The 19,100-nt window shown below is 48.3% G+C and carries 12 protein-coding genes; 4 read left to right on the top strand and 8 right to left on the bottom strand.

Annotated elements, in window-relative coordinates; translation table 11 throughout:
* Positions 1-38: 38 nt before the first annotated feature.
* The 3 genes from nrfD to FSB75_RS16140 all read right to left on the bottom strand — a co-directional run bounded on the left by nrfD (position 39) and on the right by FSB75_RS16140 (position 6,223).
* On the bottom strand, positions 39-1,481 hold the full coding sequence (nrfD, locus tag FSB75_RS16150; protein ID WP_146789606.1) for an NrfD/PsrC family molybdoenzyme membrane anchor subunit: 1,443 nt from the start codon (positions 1,479-1,481) through the stop codon (positions 39-41).
* A gap of 109 nt (positions 1,482-1,590) precedes the next feature.
* Positions 1,591-4,851: a TAT-variant-translocated molybdopterin oxidoreductase gene (locus tag FSB75_RS16145; protein WP_146789603.1), complete on the bottom strand. Its 3,261-nt coding sequence runs from the start codon at positions 4,849-4,851 to the stop codon at positions 1,591-1,593.
* 106 nt (positions 4,852-4,957) lie between these two features.
* Positions 4,958-6,223 (bottom strand): c-type cytochrome, encoded by a 1,266-nt coding sequence (locus FSB75_RS16140; protein WP_146789601.1) that lies wholly within the window; start codon positions 6,221-6,223, stop codon positions 4,958-4,960.
* Between the two features lie 421 nt (positions 6,224-6,644).
* Here FSB75_RS16140 and purN point away from each other — a divergent pair, with 421 nt between their 5' ends.
* Positions 6,645-7,238, top strand: a complete 594-nt coding sequence (gene purN, locus FSB75_RS16135; protein WP_146789599.1) for a phosphoribosylglycinamide formyltransferase — start codon at positions 6,645-6,647, stop codon at positions 7,236-7,238.
* Between the two features lie 62 nt (positions 7,239-7,300).
* A complete protein-coding gene (locus FSB75_RS16130) occupies positions 7,301-9,157 on the top strand; it encodes a 2-oxoacid:acceptor oxidoreductase subunit alpha (protein WP_146789597.1) in 1,857 nt (618 codons plus the stop codon).
* Between the two features lie 158 nt (positions 9,158-9,315).
* Here FSB75_RS16130 and FSB75_RS16125 read toward each other — a convergent pair whose 3' ends face one another.
* The 4 genes from FSB75_RS16125 to FSB75_RS16110 all read right to left on the bottom strand — a co-directional run bounded on the left by FSB75_RS16125 (position 9,316) and on the right by FSB75_RS16110 (position 14,984).
* Entirely contained in the window at positions 9,316-9,975 is a 660-nt protein-coding gene (locus FSB75_RS16125; protein WP_227990605.1) for a HupE/UreJ family protein, read from the bottom strand.
* Positions 9,976-9,983: 8 nt separating this feature from the next.
* The gene (locus tag FSB75_RS16120) at positions 9,984-11,321 is read right to left on the bottom strand and encodes a tetratricopeptide repeat protein (protein ID WP_146789593.1); all 1,338 of its coding nucleotides are present in this window, start codon (positions 11,319-11,321) and stop codon (positions 9,984-9,986) included.
* A gap of 72 nt (positions 11,322-11,393) precedes the next feature.
* Entirely contained in the window at positions 11,394-13,910 is a 2,517-nt protein-coding gene (locus tag FSB75_RS16115; RefSeq protein ID WP_146789591.1) for a DUF4331 family protein, read from the bottom strand.
* A gap of 366 nt (positions 13,911-14,276) precedes the next feature.
* Positions 14,277-14,984 (bottom strand): GIN domain-containing protein, encoded by a 708-nt coding sequence (locus FSB75_RS16110; protein ID WP_146789589.1) that lies wholly within the window; start codon positions 14,982-14,984, stop codon positions 14,277-14,279.
* Between the two features lie 169 nt (positions 14,985-15,153).
* Here FSB75_RS16110 and FSB75_RS16105 point away from each other — a divergent pair, with 169 nt between their 5' ends.
* Positions 15,154-16,044 (top strand): flavin reductase family protein, encoded by an 891-nt coding sequence (locus FSB75_RS16105; RefSeq protein ID WP_146789587.1) that lies wholly within the window; start codon positions 15,154-15,156, stop codon positions 16,042-16,044.
* Between the two features lie 20 nt (positions 16,045-16,064).
* Here the strand turns inward: FSB75_RS16105 and FSB75_RS16100 are convergent, their stop codons facing one another.
* On the bottom strand, positions 16,065-17,276 hold the full coding sequence (locus FSB75_RS16100) for a hypothetical protein (RefSeq protein WP_146789585.1): 1,212 nt from the start codon (positions 17,274-17,276) through the stop codon (positions 16,065-16,067).
* 161 nt (positions 17,277-17,437) lie between these two features.
* On the opposite strand from FSB75_RS16100, the gene FSB75_RS16095 reads away from it, so the two are divergent.
* Positions 17,438-19,096, top strand: a complete 1,659-nt coding sequence (locus FSB75_RS16095; RefSeq protein ID WP_146789583.1) for a glycosyltransferase family 39 protein — start codon at positions 17,438-17,440, stop codon at positions 19,094-19,096.
* Positions 19,097-19,100 lie beyond the last annotated feature (4 nt).

The raw sequence follows: 19,100 nt of genomic DNA, 5'->3' as shown, positions 1-19,100 counted from the left end.
AGAATGATTTCAAATTTCAAATTCTAAATTTTCAATTCTCAGTGCGCATACTCGTGCGCAAACTCTTCTACCGACTCCTGTTCGATCACGTCCATTTTTTCCTTGTAATTCTCGCCGCTTTTTTTCAGGATATGCTTGATCTCGGCTATTGCGATAACGGGGAAGAATTTGCTGAACAAGAAGAAACAGGTAAAGAACAAACCGAAAGTGCCTATGTAGAAACCAACCTCCCAGATTGTGGGCGAATAATACGGGCTCCAGCTTGATGGCAGGTAATCTCGGTAAATTGAGGTAACGATGATCACGAAACGTTCAAACCACATACCGATGTTTACCAGTATTGACATAAAGAAGGTTACCAGAATGCTTCTTCTCATTTTGCGGAACCAGAAGATTTGTGGCGACAACACGTTACATCCCATCATTAAGTAATAGCTCCAGCCGTAAGGGCTCGACAAATCAACGCGGTTGTAACGAAAAGCAAACCATTCGTATTCTACGTGTGAGTACCAGGCGATGAACAATTCCGTCAAATAAGCTATACCTACAATAGAACCGGTCAGCACAATTACTTTGTTCATCACCTCGATGTGCTCAATGGTGATGTAGTCTTCAAGATGTAAAACTTTTCTTGTTACCAACAAAAGCGATTGCACCATTGCAAAGCCTGAGAAGATGGCACCCGCAACAAAGTAAGGAGGAAAGATAGTTGTATGCCAGCCTGGAATTACCGACGTAGCAAAGTCAAAGGATACAATGGTGTGAACCGAAAGCACCAGCGGCGTTGCAAGTCCCGCTAATACCAGCGACAAAGCTTCGTGACGCTGCCAGTGCTTGGTAGAACCCGACCAGCCAAAAGAAGCCACCCCGTAAAAATATTTGCGCCATTTTTCTTTTGCACGGTCTCTTAAGGTTGCCAAATCCGGGAGCAAACCTGCATACCAGAATAAAAGCGAAACGGTAAAGTACGTAGAGATGGCAAACACGTCCCATAGCAGCGGAGAGTTAAAGTTCACCCAGAGCGGCCCGCGGGAATTTGGATAAGGCAGGGTAAAAAAGGCATCCCAAACACGGCCCATGTGAAAGATCGGGAACTGGCCGGCGCACATCACCGCAAAGATGGTCATGGCTTCCGCCGCACGGTTTACCCCTGTTCTCCATCCTTGGCGGAACAGCAAAAGAATGGCGGAGATAAGCGTTCCGGCGTGACCGATACCTACCCACCATACGAAGTTGGTAATGTCCCAGCCCCAACCTACGGTGCGGTTCAGATTCCATTGTCCAGTACCGAACCAAACTTCGCGTGTTACCGAAACAACACCGAACAATAAACACAGTACCGAAACGATAAAGCCAATCCACCAGAGTTTGGAAGGTGTGGCTTCCACCGGGCGGCAAATGTCTTCACTGACCTGGTGATAATCCTTGTTTCCTTCAACCAGCGGGGGTCTAACCTGCGATTCGTATTTAAGTAATGCCATATTGATAAGCTATGAGCTGTCAGCTTTCGGCTGTCAGCTTTTTAATACTTCGTTTTCTTATTTTAATTATCTGCATTTCGCCAACTGCCGAAGGCTAAATGCTGATAGCTTACTTGTGTCCTTCCGTTGCCGGTTCCTGTTGCGGCGTTGCGGGTTCGCTGTGCTGCTGCGCCGCGTGTTCGTTCGCATTTTCTTCGCTCACAATCAGTTCATCTGTGTTTCTGATTTTGGCCAGATAGTTCACATTCGGTAAAGTGTGAATCTGCTCAATTACATAGAACAAACGTTGCTGGTTGTCGGCTCTCATTTTGGCTACGCTGCTGTTTTTATCGTAAGCATTACCAAACACAATGGCGTTTGTAGGACAAGCTTGCGCACAAGCCGACGTCACGTCATCGCCCCCAAGCGGACGATTTTCCATCTTCGCCTGCAGTTTGCCTAGCTGTGTCCGCTGAACGCAGAAACTGCACTTCTCCATTACACCGCGGCTGCGGGTTACAACATCCGGGTTTAGCACCATGCGGGTCAATTCGTCGTTCATTTGATGAACAACCTGGTTCAATTCACCCACGCCACTGCTCGGGCCTAATACACCGTGTGTGCTGGCGCCGGTGTAATCGCCCCAGTTAAAACGGCGTACTTTATACGGACAGTTGTTGGCGCAATAGCGCGTACCGATGCAACGGTTGTAAGCCATTTGGTTAATGCCTTCGGAGTTGTGCATCGTAGCCGCGACCGGGCAAACGTTTTCGCAAGGCGCATTTTCACAGTGCTGGCAAAGCATGGGCTGGAAAACGACTGTCTTCAGATTGTCTGGATTTTTCTCATCCGTTACAAAGTAGCGATCAATGCGCAGCCAGTGCATTTCGTGAGCTCGCAGCACTTCGTTCTTGCCTACCACGGGAACGTTGTTCTCCAGATGGCAAGCCACCACGCAGGCACCGCAACCAATACAGCTATTGAGGTCTATGCTCATGCCCCACTTGATCTCGTGGGTTCTTAATGCCGGGTCGTCGTACAGCGTGCCTTCGGCGCGGTAGTTACCGGTGCGGGCCGCAAAGTCTTCTTTCAATTCCTCGCGAAACTTCCGAAATGCTTCGGGCTTTGCCTTAAAGGTTGCCAGCGTGGTTTCTTTTACCACTTCGGTTCTTCCTTCGTAAGAATTGTGAACCTGTGAACGGGCAATTTTATAGGTATCTACCGGCTTGGCCGATGTGGTTACGTCGTTTGTATAATCAATCGTTCTCGTCGCAGCATTCCAGCGGGCAAATGGATAAACGTTTTGGCCTATTCCTTTTTCTTCAAACATCGCCGGATTAAAATTCTTGCTGCGTCCATATCCTACTGCTATGGCGATTGTATTGGCATCCATGCCTGGAATGACCAAAACCGGAAGCGTTATTTTTTTGCCGTTCGCAGTGAATTCAACTACCGGCTTGTCTTGGTAGTATTCATACTCCATTGACTTGTAATCTATGCCCAGTTCTTCGGCCTTTTTGGTCGAGATCATAGCATAGTTGTCCCACGTAGCTTTTGTTATCGGGTCGGGCACTTCCATTAACCAGGGATTGCCTGATTGCTTGCCGGAAAGAAGCGAAACTTTTTGGTACAACACCACTTCATCCTTGCCGCTTTTGCGTGCCGATGAAAGCGCAGTAACAGCGGCGCCCACGTTACCCGTCTGCGCTGTGTCGGCCCTTGTTGCGGTCGTTGTAACGGGAGTTGTAACAGCTGTTCTTACCGTATCAACAACCGCTGCTGCGGTGGTCGTAGCGAAAGACGGCTTTGCGTTGCCCAGCACACCGTCTTGCAAAACCTTGTCAAAGCCGGCTTGGCCGCCAAGTTTGCCTGTCCAGTACGTACGGAAGTACGTTTCGTAATCGGTATTATTCCCGCTCCATTTCAACAAAGAGGTTTGGAAAGGGCGGGTTTTAAACAGCGGGAAAATAGTCGGCTGAATGAAACTAATATAACCGCTTCTTGGCTCCGCATCACCCCAACTTTCGAGGTAATGATTCGCAGGAATGAGATATTGGCAAAGCTCAGACGTCTCGTCTAATTTCTCGTTGAACGAAACCGACAACTTTGTTTTTGCAAGGCCGGCTTTGAACTTGTCGGCATCAAAATAATCGTAGGCAGGATTGGGGCCATAAATCAATAAAGCACCCACACGGCCAGCGTTCATGTCGTCAACCAACGTGGCGAAAGCTGCGTCATCCCCCTGGCGGAAGTTTAAGGTTGTTGCCGTATCTATGGTCGTTCCGAAAGCGCCGGCCAAACGGTTGATTTCGCGAACAACAGTTTGCACGTTTGGATCGTTGCTTCCGCTAACAACCAAGGCTCGTCCGTTGTGTGCTTTTAAATCATTGGCCACCTTTGTAACAGCTTGCGCTAACGGTGTAGGCAAAGAAGGTGCAGAACCACCGCCCATGGCAGCCAAGAGAGCCAGAGCCACTGCGCCGGTTTCTGACGGGCGGTGCGTAAAGCGTTCATCGGCATTGGCGCCGGTCATGCTCAAATAGCTTTCAAACTGGTAATGCTTACTCATGGCCACGGCCTTCTCGTTGATCTTGCGCTTCACGCTCCAGGCGCGGGCAAATTCAACGGGCGAAAGCCATGTTCCGAGAAAATCAGCACCAAGACTCACAACAACATCAGCTCTGTCGAAATTGTGCGCCGGGATTTTTCCACCGTTTGCAGCAATCAACCCCGAATAAGAAATGGCGTCGTATTGAACGTGACGGCTTCCCGGGTTTTTGGCTAGAAATTCTGCAATGATTTGTTTGGTAGAAGGAGAAACGATGGTGCTGGTGAGCAAGACAACCGGCAAGCCGCCAAGACCTGCTACTGCTGCTGCTATTTGCTGGTCAACCTGTTCAAAGGTGGGAATTTCCTGAAAGCTGTTTCCGCTTTTGCGCTTTGGATGAGGCGTGCGGTACATGTCGTATAAATCGAGCACCGATGCCTGTACACGTGAAGATGTGCCACCTTGTGTAAAAGGATACAAAGTGTTTCCTTCAATTTTAATGGGGCGGCCCTCGCGAACCTTCACGACTACCGGCACCACGTCGCCGTCCTGCACATACGTAGAAGCAAAATATTTGGCAACGCCCGGCGTTAAATTTTCGGGGCGGTTTACGTAAGGCATGGCCTTGCGTACCGGCACTTCACAGGAAGCCGCAATGGTGGCTGCTGCGGTGCTGAAACCAAGGTATTTCAAAAAGTCACGGCGTGGCGTTTTGGCATCCAAAATGCCTTCTTCCAACTCACCAAAGGGCAATTCTTCCGCAAACTCGTCCTTGCTCTTTTTTTGTACCTCTTCTTTATGGTTTAACTCAGCGAAACTTTGCCAGTATCTTTTATCGCTCATGGTTTAATGTGCTGATGCGCTAATGTGCCAATGTGCCAATGTGGAAAACGTAAGTTACAGTTCGTCCATTTGCCTATTTACACATTTGCCTATTTGCAAATTGATTTTAATAGTGACATTTTTGGCATTCCAAGCCACCGATATCTTTTACGGTTACGCTGTCCATTTTACCGGATTTAATATCGTTGTGGAATTTCTCGTAAATGCTGTAAAACTTGTTGCCCGTGCTGTCGTTGTAGTTGAACTGCACTTTCGATTCGCGGTGACAGTTGATGCACCAGCCCATGCTTAATTCAGAAGCCTGGAAAACTTTGTTCATCTCTTGAATATTGCCGTGACAGGTTTGGCATTGTACGCCGCCAACACGGGTATGTTGTGCGTGGTTAAAATAAACGTGGTCGGGGAGGTTGTGAATTTTCACCCATTGCGGCGATTTGCCTTTCGATGGGTCCCAGGTAGCGCCGGGGCCGGGGGTAAAGCCAGCGTATTGATAAAGCTTGGCTATTTCCGCCGTGCCGTTAATTTCTTTACCGTCTTCATCCAAAATCTTCGGGCCTTTTTCATAAGCATTGATAGCCTTGTGACAGTTCATGCAAATGTTCAAGGTCGGGATGCCTGCGTGTTTGCTTTCCCAGGCCGAGCCGTGGCAATACAAACAGTTGATCTGGTTAACGCCGGCGTGCACTTTGTGCGAAAAATAGATAGGCTGTGTAGGTTGGTAACCTCTTTGCCTTCCCAAACCAATGGCGCTTTTTGCCACGTAAAAGCCACCCACAACAAACAAGATCACCGCAAACAAAGCGATGTAAATTTTGTTGCGCCAGAAAGGAACCGGTTCGGGACGAAGAATTTCTTCCTTATCATCAGACAGCTTTTTCAGGTTGCTGTTCACCTGCATCAAGATGAGTGCAATGATGGCAAGAATAATAGAGATGATGCCGAAGATCAATTCGCCGTTGCCGGAAGGCTGCGTTTCACCGGTTGGCGTTGGGCCTCCGGTTGGTGTACCGGGTGCAGGTGCTTTGGCGATGTAATCAAAAATGGCGTCAATGTCTTTGTCGGTTAATTGGGGAAAGCTGGGCATGATTTGCCCGTTCATCGAAGCCGCAAGACTTTTGGTGTATTCCGTGGTTGGGATAAAGGCACTCGGATTGTGCACCCATTTGTGCAGGTTTGCCCTGTTTGTCCACGGCCCGCGTTCGTTCACACCGCGGAGTGCAGGCCCCGTTATCACTTTATCCAACGCATGACAGGTGGCACAGTTGGCGCTAAAGATTGCCTTGCCGTCTTGAGCAATTAGCGTGATATGAGAGAGAAAAAAAAGGAGTCCGAACAGCGCACCTTTCTTAACAGTTGATGGTAAAAAATTCATAGAAATTCTTCGTCTGAGATGTGGATAATTCCTCAAATTGCCCGCAAAAATATGACAGGAAGTTTACAAAACGGCAATGGCTTTAAATTTTTTTTAACCCGCGCCAGTGCTGCGTTTTCCCTTGTTTATCAACATTTTTTTTGATGCGCTAAGCATCTGCCTTGGCCCATCCGTTTTGAAAAAAGCAAGTGTGAATATCGTCAAAAAGTCCTCTCTTTGCCAATCATTTTCCAACGGCGAAAAAGACCGATTTCCGGCGCTTATTTTAACAATCAAGCACGGTTCTTCCGGGGTGATACCCGGAGATGGACACGGCAAAGAGCAACGCCTTTGTGCTGTTTGAAGCTGTGCATTGTTTTGAGAAAAGCCAGTTGACAGCCGGGTAAGGGATCCAACACAGAAAAATTAAAGTCACGGTTTAATGGAAAAAGAGAAGGCAAAAATTAAAATAGCCGTCTTCGCATCAGGAGCGGGAAGCAACGCCGAAAAACTCATTCAATATTTTAAAACATCTTCCGTTGCCACTGTGGCGCTGGTGGTTTGCAACAAGCCCGGAGCAGGCGTTATCGCCATTGCGGAAAAAGAAGGCGTATCGGTTTTGTTGATTGAAAGAGAACGCTTTTTTCGCGGCGATGCTTATCTCCCTTTTTTAAAAGATCGGGATATATGCTTTCTTGCCCTGGCGGGTTTTCTTTGGAAGATACCGCAGGCTTTGATTGATGCTTATCCCAAACACATCGTCAACATTCATCCAGCGCTGCTGCCAAAATTTGGAGGCAGAGGCATGTATGGCCAATATGTGCATGAAGCCGTTTTGAATGCCGGCGAAATGGAAAGCGGCATCACTGTCCATTACGTGGACGAACATTACGACAACGGCGATGTGATTTTTCAAACCGCTTGTCCCGTTCTTCCCGGCGATAAGCCGGGAGATATTGCACAGCGCATTCACGCACTGGAGCATCTGCATTACCCGAGAGTTTTGGAAGAAATCATCAAAGAATTTCATGTTTAAGGGTCGTATTTATCGTTAAACAACAGGATAGTCGAACCCGCCCGCCGCCTATCTTTGTTCGCATGGACCGTAAACAAGAAGTACTCAACGACGTTGTGATAAAATTTGCCGGCGACAGCGGCGACGGCATGCAGTTAACCGGCACCCAGTTTACCAACAATACCGCTTTACTCGGCGCCGATCTTTCTACCTTCCCCGATTTTCCCGCCGAAATTCGTGCCCCGCAAGGAACCCTTCCCGGTGTGAGCGGCTACCAGCTTCGGTTTTCGAGTGAAAGTATTCATACCCCCGGCGATCAATGGGACGTACTGGTAGCCATGAACGCCGCCGCCTTGAAAACGAATTTGAAAAATTTGAAGCGAGGCGGAAAAATTATTGCCAACACCGACGGCTTTGACGTAAAGAACCTTCGCCTTGCCAACTACCCCGACGGCGTAAATCCTTTGCAGGACAATTCGCTGGAAGGCTACGAGCTCATTGAGATGGACATCACCAAGATGACCCGTGAAGCGCTGAAGGACATCCAGATGGGCACCAAAGAAAAAGACCGGGCAAAAAACATGTTCGTGCTGGGCTTTTTGTATTGGATGTACGACCGCGAGATGGAGAATACGGAGAAGTTTTTGGAAGAAAAATTTGGCAAGAAGCCGGAGATACTTGAAAGTAATTTAAAAGCTTTGCACGCCGGTTATAATTACGGCGATACCACTGAAACCTTCACCACGCAATACAAAGTAGAGAAAGCCAAGATTGAAGCGGGCAGCTACCGCAGCATCATGGGCAATCAGGCCCTGGCCTATGGATTAATTGCCGCTTCAGTAAAAAGCGGTTTGACCTTGTTTCTCGGCACCTATCCCATTACACCTGCTTCCGATATTTTGCACGAGTTGAGCAAGCACAAAAATTTTGGCATCAAAACCTTTCAGGCCGAAGACGAAATTGCGGGCATTTCTGCCGCCATCGGCGCTTCGTACGGCGGGCACATTGGCGTTACCAGCACCTCGGGTCCGGGTCTTGCTTTAAAAGGCGAAGCTCTTGGTTTGGCCATGATGCTGGAAATTCCTTTGATCGTGATTGATGTACAACGCGGCGGACCGTCAACAGGTTTGCCTACAAAAACAGAGCAAAGCGATTTGCTGCAAGCCTACTACGGACGCAACGGCGAATCGCCCCTGCCGGTTGTTTCAGCCTCCACGCCCAGCGATTGTTTTGAAGCGGTGTACGAAGCCGTACGCATTGCCGTTGAACACATGACTCCCGTTATCTTTTTGAGCGACGGCTACATTGCCAACGGCGCCGAACCCTGGAAGTATCCGAATACGGAAAGCCTGCCGCCAATTCATGTTAAGTTCAAAACGGAGCTGGGTCACAACGAGGCAAAATTCCAGCCTTACCAACGGGATGAGAATTTGGTTCGCCCCTGGGCCGTGCCGGGTACGCCGGGATTGGAGCACCGCATCGGTGGATTGGAAAAAGAAAACATTACCGGCAACGTAAGCTATGATCCGGAGAACCACCAGTTGATGGTGAAAATCCGCCAGGAAAAAGTGGACAAGATAGCGCTCAACATTCCGGAACAAACGTTAGACAACGGCCCCGAAGAAGGCGACGTACTCGTACTCGGATGGGGTTCTACTTACGGTGTGATTAAAACCGCCGTTGAGGAACTGCTGGAAGAAGGGCACAAGGTGGCTCATGCGCACTTGCGTTACGTTCGCCCTTTCCCGCGCAATTTGGGCGAGATGCTGAAGCGTTACAAAACGGTTTTAATTCCCGAAATCAACAACGGGCAGTTGGTGAAGATCATTCGCGACCAATATTTGATTGATGCAAAAGCCTACAACAAAATCATGGGCGTGCCCATTACGAAAGCAGAATTGGAGGAAGAGATAAAAAAGTTTTTGTCTGTACACGCATAAAGGCAAAACGACAATAAAAAAAGGCGCAACGATAAACGGTTGCGCCTTTTTTGTGAAAAGGAAAGAAGGTTTAAAGGCCGGAAACATGTTTTCTCAGGTAATATTTTTGTTCGCAGTAAGGGCGTGGTTGTTATATCGAAGCACGAAGCATTCTCTGTTTACAATCGTTGTATCGTCCACCACAACGCCACGACGCCGATCACCGCCGAAAGCGGATACACAAAACTTTTGCGGTACAAAGGCCTTCTGCCAAAAGGTAAAATAATGAGGCCGAAGACCAAAGCAATGACAATGATTTGTCCGATCTCCACGCCAAGATTGAACGAAAGAATGGAAAGCAAAAACTGGTTCGGCGGCAAACCTATTTCGTTTAAAGCGCTGGCAAAACCAAGGCCGTGAATCAGGCCAAATAAAAACACAACCGCAATGCGCCAGGGCTTTAATTCGGTGATTAAAATATTCTCCACCGCAATAAACAAAATAGACAAAGCAATGATGGGTTCAACCACTGATGCAGGCAAGGTAATGACGCCTTTCATGCTTAGTGCCAGCGTAACCGAATGCGCCACGGTGAACGCCGTTGCCTGCCATAGTATGCTTTTGAGCTTTGTGCTCAGTAAACAAAGTCCCACCACAAAAACTATGTGATCGAGGCCGTAAGGAATGATGTGCTGAATGCCCAACTTCATGTAAAAGCCAATCACGTTGTGCAGCGGTGCGTTGGCCAACTCGTAGTTTACCGTGTGGGCAAACGCAACTTGTGATGCCGCCAGTAAAAGCAGAAAAAGAAAGGCTCTTTTTTGGTTCGTTGCGTTCATAACAAGCATTAAAGCTTAACAAAAACTTCTTTGCTTTCCCGCATCAGCAATGGATCAATGTTCGGGTTGTTCTTCAATCCTTCACTTAAAAATTGTTTGGCTTTTGTTTTGTCTCCTGCCTTGTTGTAAATAAGTCCCGCACGGCAAAGCAAGGTTGGATTCTTGCTTCCCGTTCGCAAAGCTTTGGCCAGGTAAGGAAGCGCTTTCTCCGCATCCTCGTTGTAATAAGCCCAAGCCACGGCTTCGTTCACATCAATGTTGTCGGGACGGCGGCGGCATTCAGCCAAAGCATGATCCACAGCTTTACCGGTTTTGCCTTTCAACAAGTAAACATAAGCCAACTCTTTGTCCACGTGATGCGATGCACTGACTTCGCCGTTGTTGGCGGCTTCGTTCAGTTTATCAATTGTCGCATCAATCAGGTCTTCGGCTTTTTCTTTTTGGCCGTTGAACAAATAAACTTCGGCCAATTTTTCTTTGAATGTATAGTCAGCTTGTAAAGTGTCGGCTTGTTGATAGAGTGAAATCGCCTTTGCGTAATCTTTGTTTGCGACGGCAATGTTTCCCAATCCGGCAACGGCATGAGCATAACCCGGACGTTCCTGCAAAGCAATGGTAAAGTGCATTTCAGCGTTCTTTAAATCGCCAACGTTTTCGTACAAATGTGCCAGTTGAATTCTTGCCCATTCGGTTCCTTCGTCACCGGGATAACCGGCGTCCACAGCCTGCTTCATGGCATCAATGGCGCCGGGCAGATCGCCGTGAATTTCGCGGAGGTAAGAGATGCGTGAATAGGAGCGAAGATCGGGACGAATGGAAACCATTTTGTCGAGGCTTTTCACCGCAGCGTCATAGTTTCCCATTTCTACATTGCCGTCGGTAATCAAACCATAAACATAAGCGTTGTAAGGATTGATGTCTTTGGCTTTTTCGGCGGTTTCCAAACCGTCGGCAAAATGATGTTGCGAAAGTTGCACCAGCGATTTTAGCATCAAGGCTTCAAAATTGTACGGTTCAGAAGCCAACACATCGTCAATGTATTTCATCGCGGCTTCATCATAGTACGTATAATCACCGGTGGCCCGGCCTTCCTGAATATAAATCGTTGCCAGGGACAGTGTTGATTTGGTATCGGTCGGCGTTTCCCGCACAATGCGTATGAGTTTATCTCCTTTTTCCTTTACCGAGGCCCATTCGGGCATTTGCGCCAGCGCACCTTTGCGCTCTTTTAGCGGGTAAAAAGCATTGGCCTTGTTTTGCAGCTTGTTTGTATAGCGCAACACCACAAAAGCCGTTGCCCCGAAAAAGAAAAGAAGAAGAACGATGTAGGTAAATTTCTTTTTCATAATGGTTATTGTTTACAGCGAATAAAAGAAACATGAAGTCCGTATCTATTACGGACTTCATGTATAATTGGATTAGCCTTTCAGCACGCGAACGGTTTGTTTCACCTGTCCATCTTTTACAATGGTGATGAAGTAAAAACCTTTCGCGGCATTGCCCGCATCCCAGTCAAGGTTGTACGTGCCGGCTTCTTGCTTGGCATTGACCAACATACTCAGCATACGTCCTTGCGCATCGCTAACCGCAATCTGTACCATAGACGATGAAGCGATATGATAAGTGATGTGCGTACGGTTGGTAAATGGATTTGGCATAGCCGTCATCATGGCATCTGGTGTGGCGAGGCCCAGAGAACTTGGACTATTTGGTCCCCGTACCCGCATGGTAATGCCGTCTCGCGGCCCGGCCGTGGGCGCCAGTTGCGACATGTCGTTGCAATTCCAGTTGTACGTTCCCGACCACGGAATTTGTTCAAACGGGAAGGTTGACCGAAGAGTCGTGTCGTTGCGGTTAATACCGGTTTGGTAAGTCAGCACGTTCAGAAGCTTCGGCGTGATGCCGTCGCCGTTAAAGTAATCTGCCCACTGGCCATTCCCCCAAGGCAGCATTTCCACGTAGTCTTCACCAGGAGGGTAATTATTGGGTTCGCCCGCGAGCCAGTTTGTGTAACTTACGGCTTCGCCGTTTTCCCACACAAAAGTTCCTTCAACCGCTGCATCGTTCAAGCCAATCCAAGTGCCCCGGTCGAAAAAGCCTACCGGAACCGAAGGGTCTTTTGCAGCGTTGTTAAACAAGAAATCATTCTCGGCTTGGCTACTGATGGTTGCCAGGTAGCCCCCGTTCTGCTGGGCAATAAACCGGGCTTCAGCCCAAGCTTGCTTCGCAGTTGACTTGTAGTACGTATGGCCGTTAAACGCACCTACGAAAGTGTATCCCGCAATGCTGGCTTGGGTGGCCACGTTTCTTTCCATGACGGACTGCATGCGTGAGGGTTGAAAGTCATCGTAATAAAGACCAAGCACGGACAAAACAATCCCGCTGACGGCTTGCAATTCGATGCGGGTTACGTCATCTTCAAGCCGGCGGCCATTGGGGAAGCCGTCCATGTTGGGTATGAATTGCAGGTTGCTGTTGGTGTTAAACCGGGAATCAGTCAGGCCCAGCACCGCTGTCCACAACAGGCCTTCGCTGCTAAAGTCGGGACTGTTGCGCTGCGTTACCGGAACGGCCATATTCAGGCGCAACATGTCGCCGCCGTTGGGCAGAAAATTGTTGATAAAAGGTTTGCCCGCTGCCAATGGATTTCCCAATTTTCCCGTTGCCAATTGATAAGGACGCAGGTTGGGCACACCGGTATTGAAGATGGGATAAAGGTCAACCGACCGTGGTTTTCCGGGACCGGGCAAGAGGATATTGCCAGCAATGGCATCGTCAAGCGCAGTGCCCGCAACGGCTGCTGTTCCTTTCAGCGGGTAAAGACCGTCTTGCCCGTTGCCAAAACCAAAGGCACCCAGAGAATTTCGCTGTATGCGCAACTTTGCCAAAGCCGGTATAGCAGGACCAAACTTGGTGTCATCCATATACAAAGCCAGTTCGGGATTGTAAAAGAAATTACCATAAGTGGAAACGGCAGCAAGGTCCTGGTAGGGAGTCATCGAATTCCACTTGTCTTTGTAACCGATGGGAATAACGGCTTCGTTGGTTAAGGGCATACCAAGACGGGATACTTGCACCCAGTTACCTGAATGTGTTTCGGTGCCGTCACCGTTCAACACCCGCATCTGTCTTCGGCTGGCCGAAGCCCAAACGCCAATCACAAAATCACCGTCCAGAATATTGGCAGCCTGGCTTGCGGACTTGCCGTCTTTTTGCAGGGTAGAAATGTCCACTTCAAGCGCAAGCGTGTGCACGTTTTTGTAACGCAATAAATCCTGCGGACGCGAGCCTGTGGTGCGGGGATTGTCGCCCAAATCAAAAATGCCACCGGCATCCACAAAGAAGGGATCATCAACCGGCCCGGCAAATACGCGTTCACCAGTGCTGGCCGTCATCACGGCTTGTTGCATCAGGCTTTCGTAGCTGGGTGCGCCAAGACCAACAGGAGAAGTAATGGAACGCGGGCCTACGTTGTACGGAGGTACGATGCCGTTGGTAACGATGGTTTGCGTAGTGCCGCCTTTAATGCGTTCAAGCGTGTAAGTTGTTTTCAGGTTTTCCTTTCCCAACCGGATGTTGAAAAACGTCGTCGGATCTTGGTTTGTCCGGGTAAATGTCCAGCGGTAAACAACGTCATCGCCGGGTGTGGCCGTGTTGTTGTCAATGTGAATTTCGTAGCGGATGTTCTCCCCAAAATGATAATAATTGGGACCGCCGTCCGGTAGTTGTCCCGGAATGTAATTGGCAATTAAAACGACTTTGTCGGGGTTGGTCGGGCTTCGAAAAGCATACACGTCCGTGTTGTCGGCCAGTGGGTCGTCGGCAATTAACGGTGCCTCCCGGTGAGAGGAGGACATCAATGTTGCAGCCAAAGCCGCAATGCCCACAATACCCGCCAGCGCCGTGAATGCAGACCTGGTAGATCTTCTTTTCATGTGATTGTTTTATTGGTTAAGAAATAAGAAAACAAGGGTGGTTTCCCGACAGGACGTGACGTAATTACACAGGTAAGCTGATGAAAGTTGGCAGCGGGTTATCAGAAGAAATCTAAGGCCGGACGGTTTAGCGTAAGGATATACGTGGGTGAGAGGTAAGCAGATTGCTTCTATAAAAATAAAACTTTTATGCCGCTAACCGGCGCATGGCTTTGTGTAGGCAGCGGCACTGTTTTCCGGTTGTTTAGCCAAACAACGATGCACGTTAAACTGACCCTGCGAATTTTTTTACACAGCTTTTTGGTGCATCCAAAAACAAAACGGCCTCCCAATGGGGAGGCCGCGTAAGAACACAGGACATTGTTCTTAAATCACAACTTTGTTGTTCTTTTTCACCGGTGCTATGCCTTTGTTTTTTACGCGGCCCAGCATGTTGTCTTTAACTTTCAATTCTTTTTCGGCGTTCACTTCGGCGTTGCCCACGCCGCTGTTGTCAATGCTCATGGTTTGCACCACAAAACTTCCGGCCTGCAAATGGCCCACGCCGTGATTGGTAACAACGGCATTCTGCGCTTTGCCGGCCAGTTTCACTTCACCCACGCTGTTGTTTTTTAAATTGATTGTATTGGCCGAAAGATTTAAATCAACGTGGCCTACGCTTTTGTTCGTGATGGCGAGATCAGAAAAGGTCAGGGGCGCTTCGGCGGCCACGTTTCCGACGGTTTTCAAGTCCATCTCCTTTAAATTTTTGAACGTCACGTAAACCCGGATTTTGTCTTTCAGCTTCAGGTTCTTGTCTTTAATGTCCTTCATTTCAATTACCAGTTGTTTGCCTTCGTTGTGCACGTTGAAATATTGCTGCAGGTTTTCGTCGGCTTCAATCTTCACCAATTCTTTGCCTCCCTGCGAAAGTTTGAGCTCGTAAACACCGCTGGCTTTTAGCAATTCAAAAGAGGACACAGGAATTTCTTTGGTCACAAGCTTGCCGTTGCCTTCAATGGTTTCTTTTTCCTTTTGTGCGTTTACAGATGCCGCTGCAAAAACAAAAGCAGCTGCTAAAACGGTTTTGTACATAAAAATGATTTTGGTTTTAGATGACGAATTTTTTCGTAGAACGAATGTGGCGCTTTGATGTTACACCGCAGGGCCGTTTTGGGATAAACGGCGTTATGGGCTGACCGGTTGATTTGAAAGAACCGAATTAACCAATCAACTGATCAACCGGTCAACTAATTTCGCTGCCATGACCTTCGACCTGCAAGCACTTTCTACCGTTGAAAAACAATATTACCTGCAGCACATAGTAGCGCCGCGGCCCGTGTGTTTTGCATCCACAATTGATAGAGAAGGAAAGGTGAATTTGAGTCCTTTCAGTTTCTTTAACCTGTTTTCCTCCAACCCGCCCATCGTTATTTTCTCGCCGTCGCGAAGAGTAAGAGACAACACAACAAAGCACACTTTGCAAAATGTGTTGGAAGTACCGGAAGTGGTCATCAACATTGTCACCTACGACATGGTACAGCAAACCTCTTTGGCCAGTTGTGAGTTTCCAAAAGGTGTGGACGAATTTGTAAAAGCGGGTTTTACCAAAGAGACAGCAACCGTTGTAAAACCGCCGATGGTAAAAGAAAGCAAGGCCAAAATGGAGTGCAAGGTGATCGAGATAAAATCATTGGGCGAAGGCGGCGGCGCGGGACAATTAGTGATTTGCAAAGTATTGAAATTGCATGTTGATGACAGTCTTCTGAACGAAGAAAAAAAGTTTGACCAAACAAAGCTGGAGCACATTGCCCGTCTTGGCGGCGATTGGTACTGCCGTGTATCGAAAGAAAATCTCTTTGTTGTTCCCAAACCCAATACAAAACTGGGCATTGGCATAGACGCCCTGCCGGAGAGCATTCGGTTCAGTAAACTGCTAACGGGAAATCATTTAGGGATGCTGGCAAACGTGAACGAGTTGCCGGTTGTTGAACCATCGTTTGACGACGAGCATCTGAAAAACATCTTTCAATACTATTCGGTAAACCCAGAAGAAATGGAAAAAGAGCTTCACGCTTACGCAGTGAAACTTCTCGATCAAAACAAAGTACACGAAGCCTGGCAGGTGTTGCTGGCGATGGAAAGCGGTAGCTAAATGTTTGTTCTGCCGCTGCCTCAATGCGTACTCTGCTCCAGAATAGAAGAAGCGTTTCGGTCGCCGGGCATGGGCGTGTATTTTGTTTCCAGGTATTTACTTAAAGGAGAACGGGTAATGAAAAGCTCGTGACGGTGCACGTCGTAAACCGGGTACAAAAAACTTACCGCAAACAACACCAGCAAAAGTTTGTTCAACGCGGTAGCCTGTGCCCGTTGCCGGTACAGGTACAGCAGTACCGCCAGCAATCCTACAAAGCCGTAACTGATTGACCGCGAAAAATCAAATACTGAAATGCCGCCCAATGTAACCAACGCCAGCGTGCCGGCATAGATGGTCCGCGGCCAGAAACCTCTTATGAGAAACAAGCCTAAAATCAGCACCAGCCAAAAGGCCTTAAAGGCTGTGAAAGCCCCCAACAAAAGATAGCCGAAATACGTGTGATAAGCCGTGTTCAAAATGTGCACGTCGCTGCTTGGCGTGTACAGGCCGAAGCGCCATTGCAGAAAGAAGCGCAGGGCCGCGTAAGCCACAACGGCACTTATTACCGCTACAACGGCCATCCTGTTCTTTTGCCCGCGGTTTTGGAGCACGTGGCAAAGCAGCACAAAGCCGCTGCCAATGAGGGCCCGCTCGTCGGTAAAAAAGGCAAGCAAAACGGCGGCAAAAACCAGCAGCGGTTTTCGTGTGCAAACAGCGGCCAGCAAAGACAGATACGCAAGGCCGTCAAAGAAAAAAATAGTGTCGCAGAAAAAAGTTTTGCCGGCGTAAAGTACGGCAAAGCACCAGGGCAGCAGAAAGCTGGCCAGGCGGTTTTGAAAGTGCCGTTCGGCAAAACAAACAAGCAGGTAAAAGAAAAGAATGCCGCACAGGTTTTGAATGACGAACAAGCCCTTCATGCGCTGAAGAAAATCGGATGTGGGCAGCAACTTGCCCAGCAAAGGGCCGGTGAGCCGAAAGGTGAGCCGGGCTTCGTGCGACTCCGGATCGTTGCTCGTGTCGGCGGCGAAGGGATGATCAATCTGGTGGTCAATGCGGTGCCAGATGGCAATGCCCCGCGATTGTCCGTGCGCAAGCGCTGTGTATTGCGGAATGTTGGTCAAAATGCAATAAACGCTGCAAAGGAGAGCGAGGTACAACTTCCAAAAACGCCGCCGCGAAAAGGCATCAGCAAAGCGATGCAGGCTATCGTAAAACGATTGCAAAAAGCTTGTAATGGTTTGTTCAGCCATAAACGGCCAAGGTATTATGAATTGATGTAGGATGGAAGCAAGGGGAAATTTTTTTCTGCAAGGCACGGGCTGATAGTGTTTTCTCCTTTTGGAGCAGCGGCCATGCCGCATTTGCAAAAACTTACGTCAGCCTTTATCTTCGCCTCCCGAAAAAAACACCAATGCTGCCGCTTTCGTCCTTGAATACACAATCTTCTCGCCCTTCCTTTTTTGCCAATGCCAACCGCTATCGAAAACCGCTTGTTTTTTTATTTTTTCTCGGTGTGCTTTTGCTCGGGCTTTTTATTTATCGCGATTACGGTATCTCGGCGGACGAAGGCATCAGTCGTACCAACGCGGTGATAACGGCCAAATATCTTGTACAGCGTTTTGTTCCTGCTTATGCGAAATCCGATTCGGTGTTGGCCAGCGTGCCAAACCTGCATCAATGGAAAGACAGGGATTACGGTGTGGCGTTTGAGCTGCCGGCTTACCTGTTAGAGAAAGCGCTTCGCCTGAAAGACCCACGAAGCATTCATTTTCTTCATCACCTCTGCATCTTTCTGGTGTTTTGGGTCGGCTTGTGGTTTTTCTATTTGCTGGCAAAGGAGCGGTTCAACAGTTGGAAGGTTGGACTGGTTGGCGCCATCCTCTTGCTTTTAAGCCCGCGCATTTTTGCCGATGCGTTTTACAACTCAAAGGATCTTGTTTTTATGTCCTTTTTCATTGTGAGCCTTTACACGCTGGTAAGGTTTCTAAAAAGCCCCAATTGGCGCCTGGCCTTGCTTCACGCTCTTGCCTGTGCTATTACAATTGACGTTCGCATCATGGGCATTTTGCTCCCGCTGGCCACCGTTGCCATTTTTGTTATTGATGCGATGAAGAACAACAGCAATCTTCCGATGAAAAAAAGAATGGCTGCGCTGGTGCTTTATAGCGCACTGCTTGTTTGCATTGTAATTCTTTTCTGGCCTTTTTTATGGGAAGCCCCGCTTTCTAATTTTTTGCTGGCGTTTAAAAACATGAGCAAATTTCGCTGGAACAACGAAGTGCTTTACATGGGGCACATCACTCATGCGGCCAACCTTCCCTGGCACTACGGCCCGGTGTGGATTACCATTACTACTCCCGTTGTTTATACGCTGCTTTTCCTGTTGGGTTCTATTCTCATTGTAAAAAATATTCTCGCCAACCGGCTGCATTTATACAGGAACAACGCACAGAAACTTGATGTAATTTTTCTTGCTTTCTTTTACCTGCCGCTGGCAGCGGTAATTGTTTTGCACTCCATTTTGTACGACGGTTGGCGACATTTGTTTTTCCTGTACCCGGCCTTTTTGTTGCTGGCCTTACGCGGCCTCGTTAGCGGTTATGCCTTTCTTCAAAAGAAGCGGATGACATGGCCCCTGCGTTTTGCCACCGTGGTTTTTTTTGCAAGCCTGTTGCGTACCGTTTTCTTTATGATTACGGCGCACCCCTACCAGAACGTTTACTTCAGTTTTTTACCGGCGAAGACCGTTGAGAAAAATTTCGAACGCGATTATTGGGGTCTTTCGTTTCGAAAATCAATGGAATTTGTCATGAACCACGACAAGTCGGATACGGTTTACCTGCAATCGCCGAGCACTTGGGCAGAGCAAAACAGCGAACTGCTGAAAAAAGAAGATCAGCAACGCGTCCGGTGGATAAATTTTGATGATTCTGTTTACACCGCTTATCCAAAATCCGTTTATTTTCTCACGGAGTTTCGTGCTCATCCACAGCCCTTCCCCTTTCCCAATGAAATTTATTCCCAGGAAGTGCACGGGCTAAAAATTGCTTCTGTTTACAAAATCAAGTAATTTT

This window comes from Flavisolibacter ginsenosidimutans (assembly GCF_007970805.1).
Taxonomy (GTDB): Bacteria; Bacteroidota; Bacteroidia; order Chitinophagales; family Chitinophagaceae; genus Flavisolibacter; species Flavisolibacter ginsenosidimutans.
Note: the sequence above shows the minus strand (reverse complement) of the source record. Positions and strands in the feature narration are given on the sequence as shown.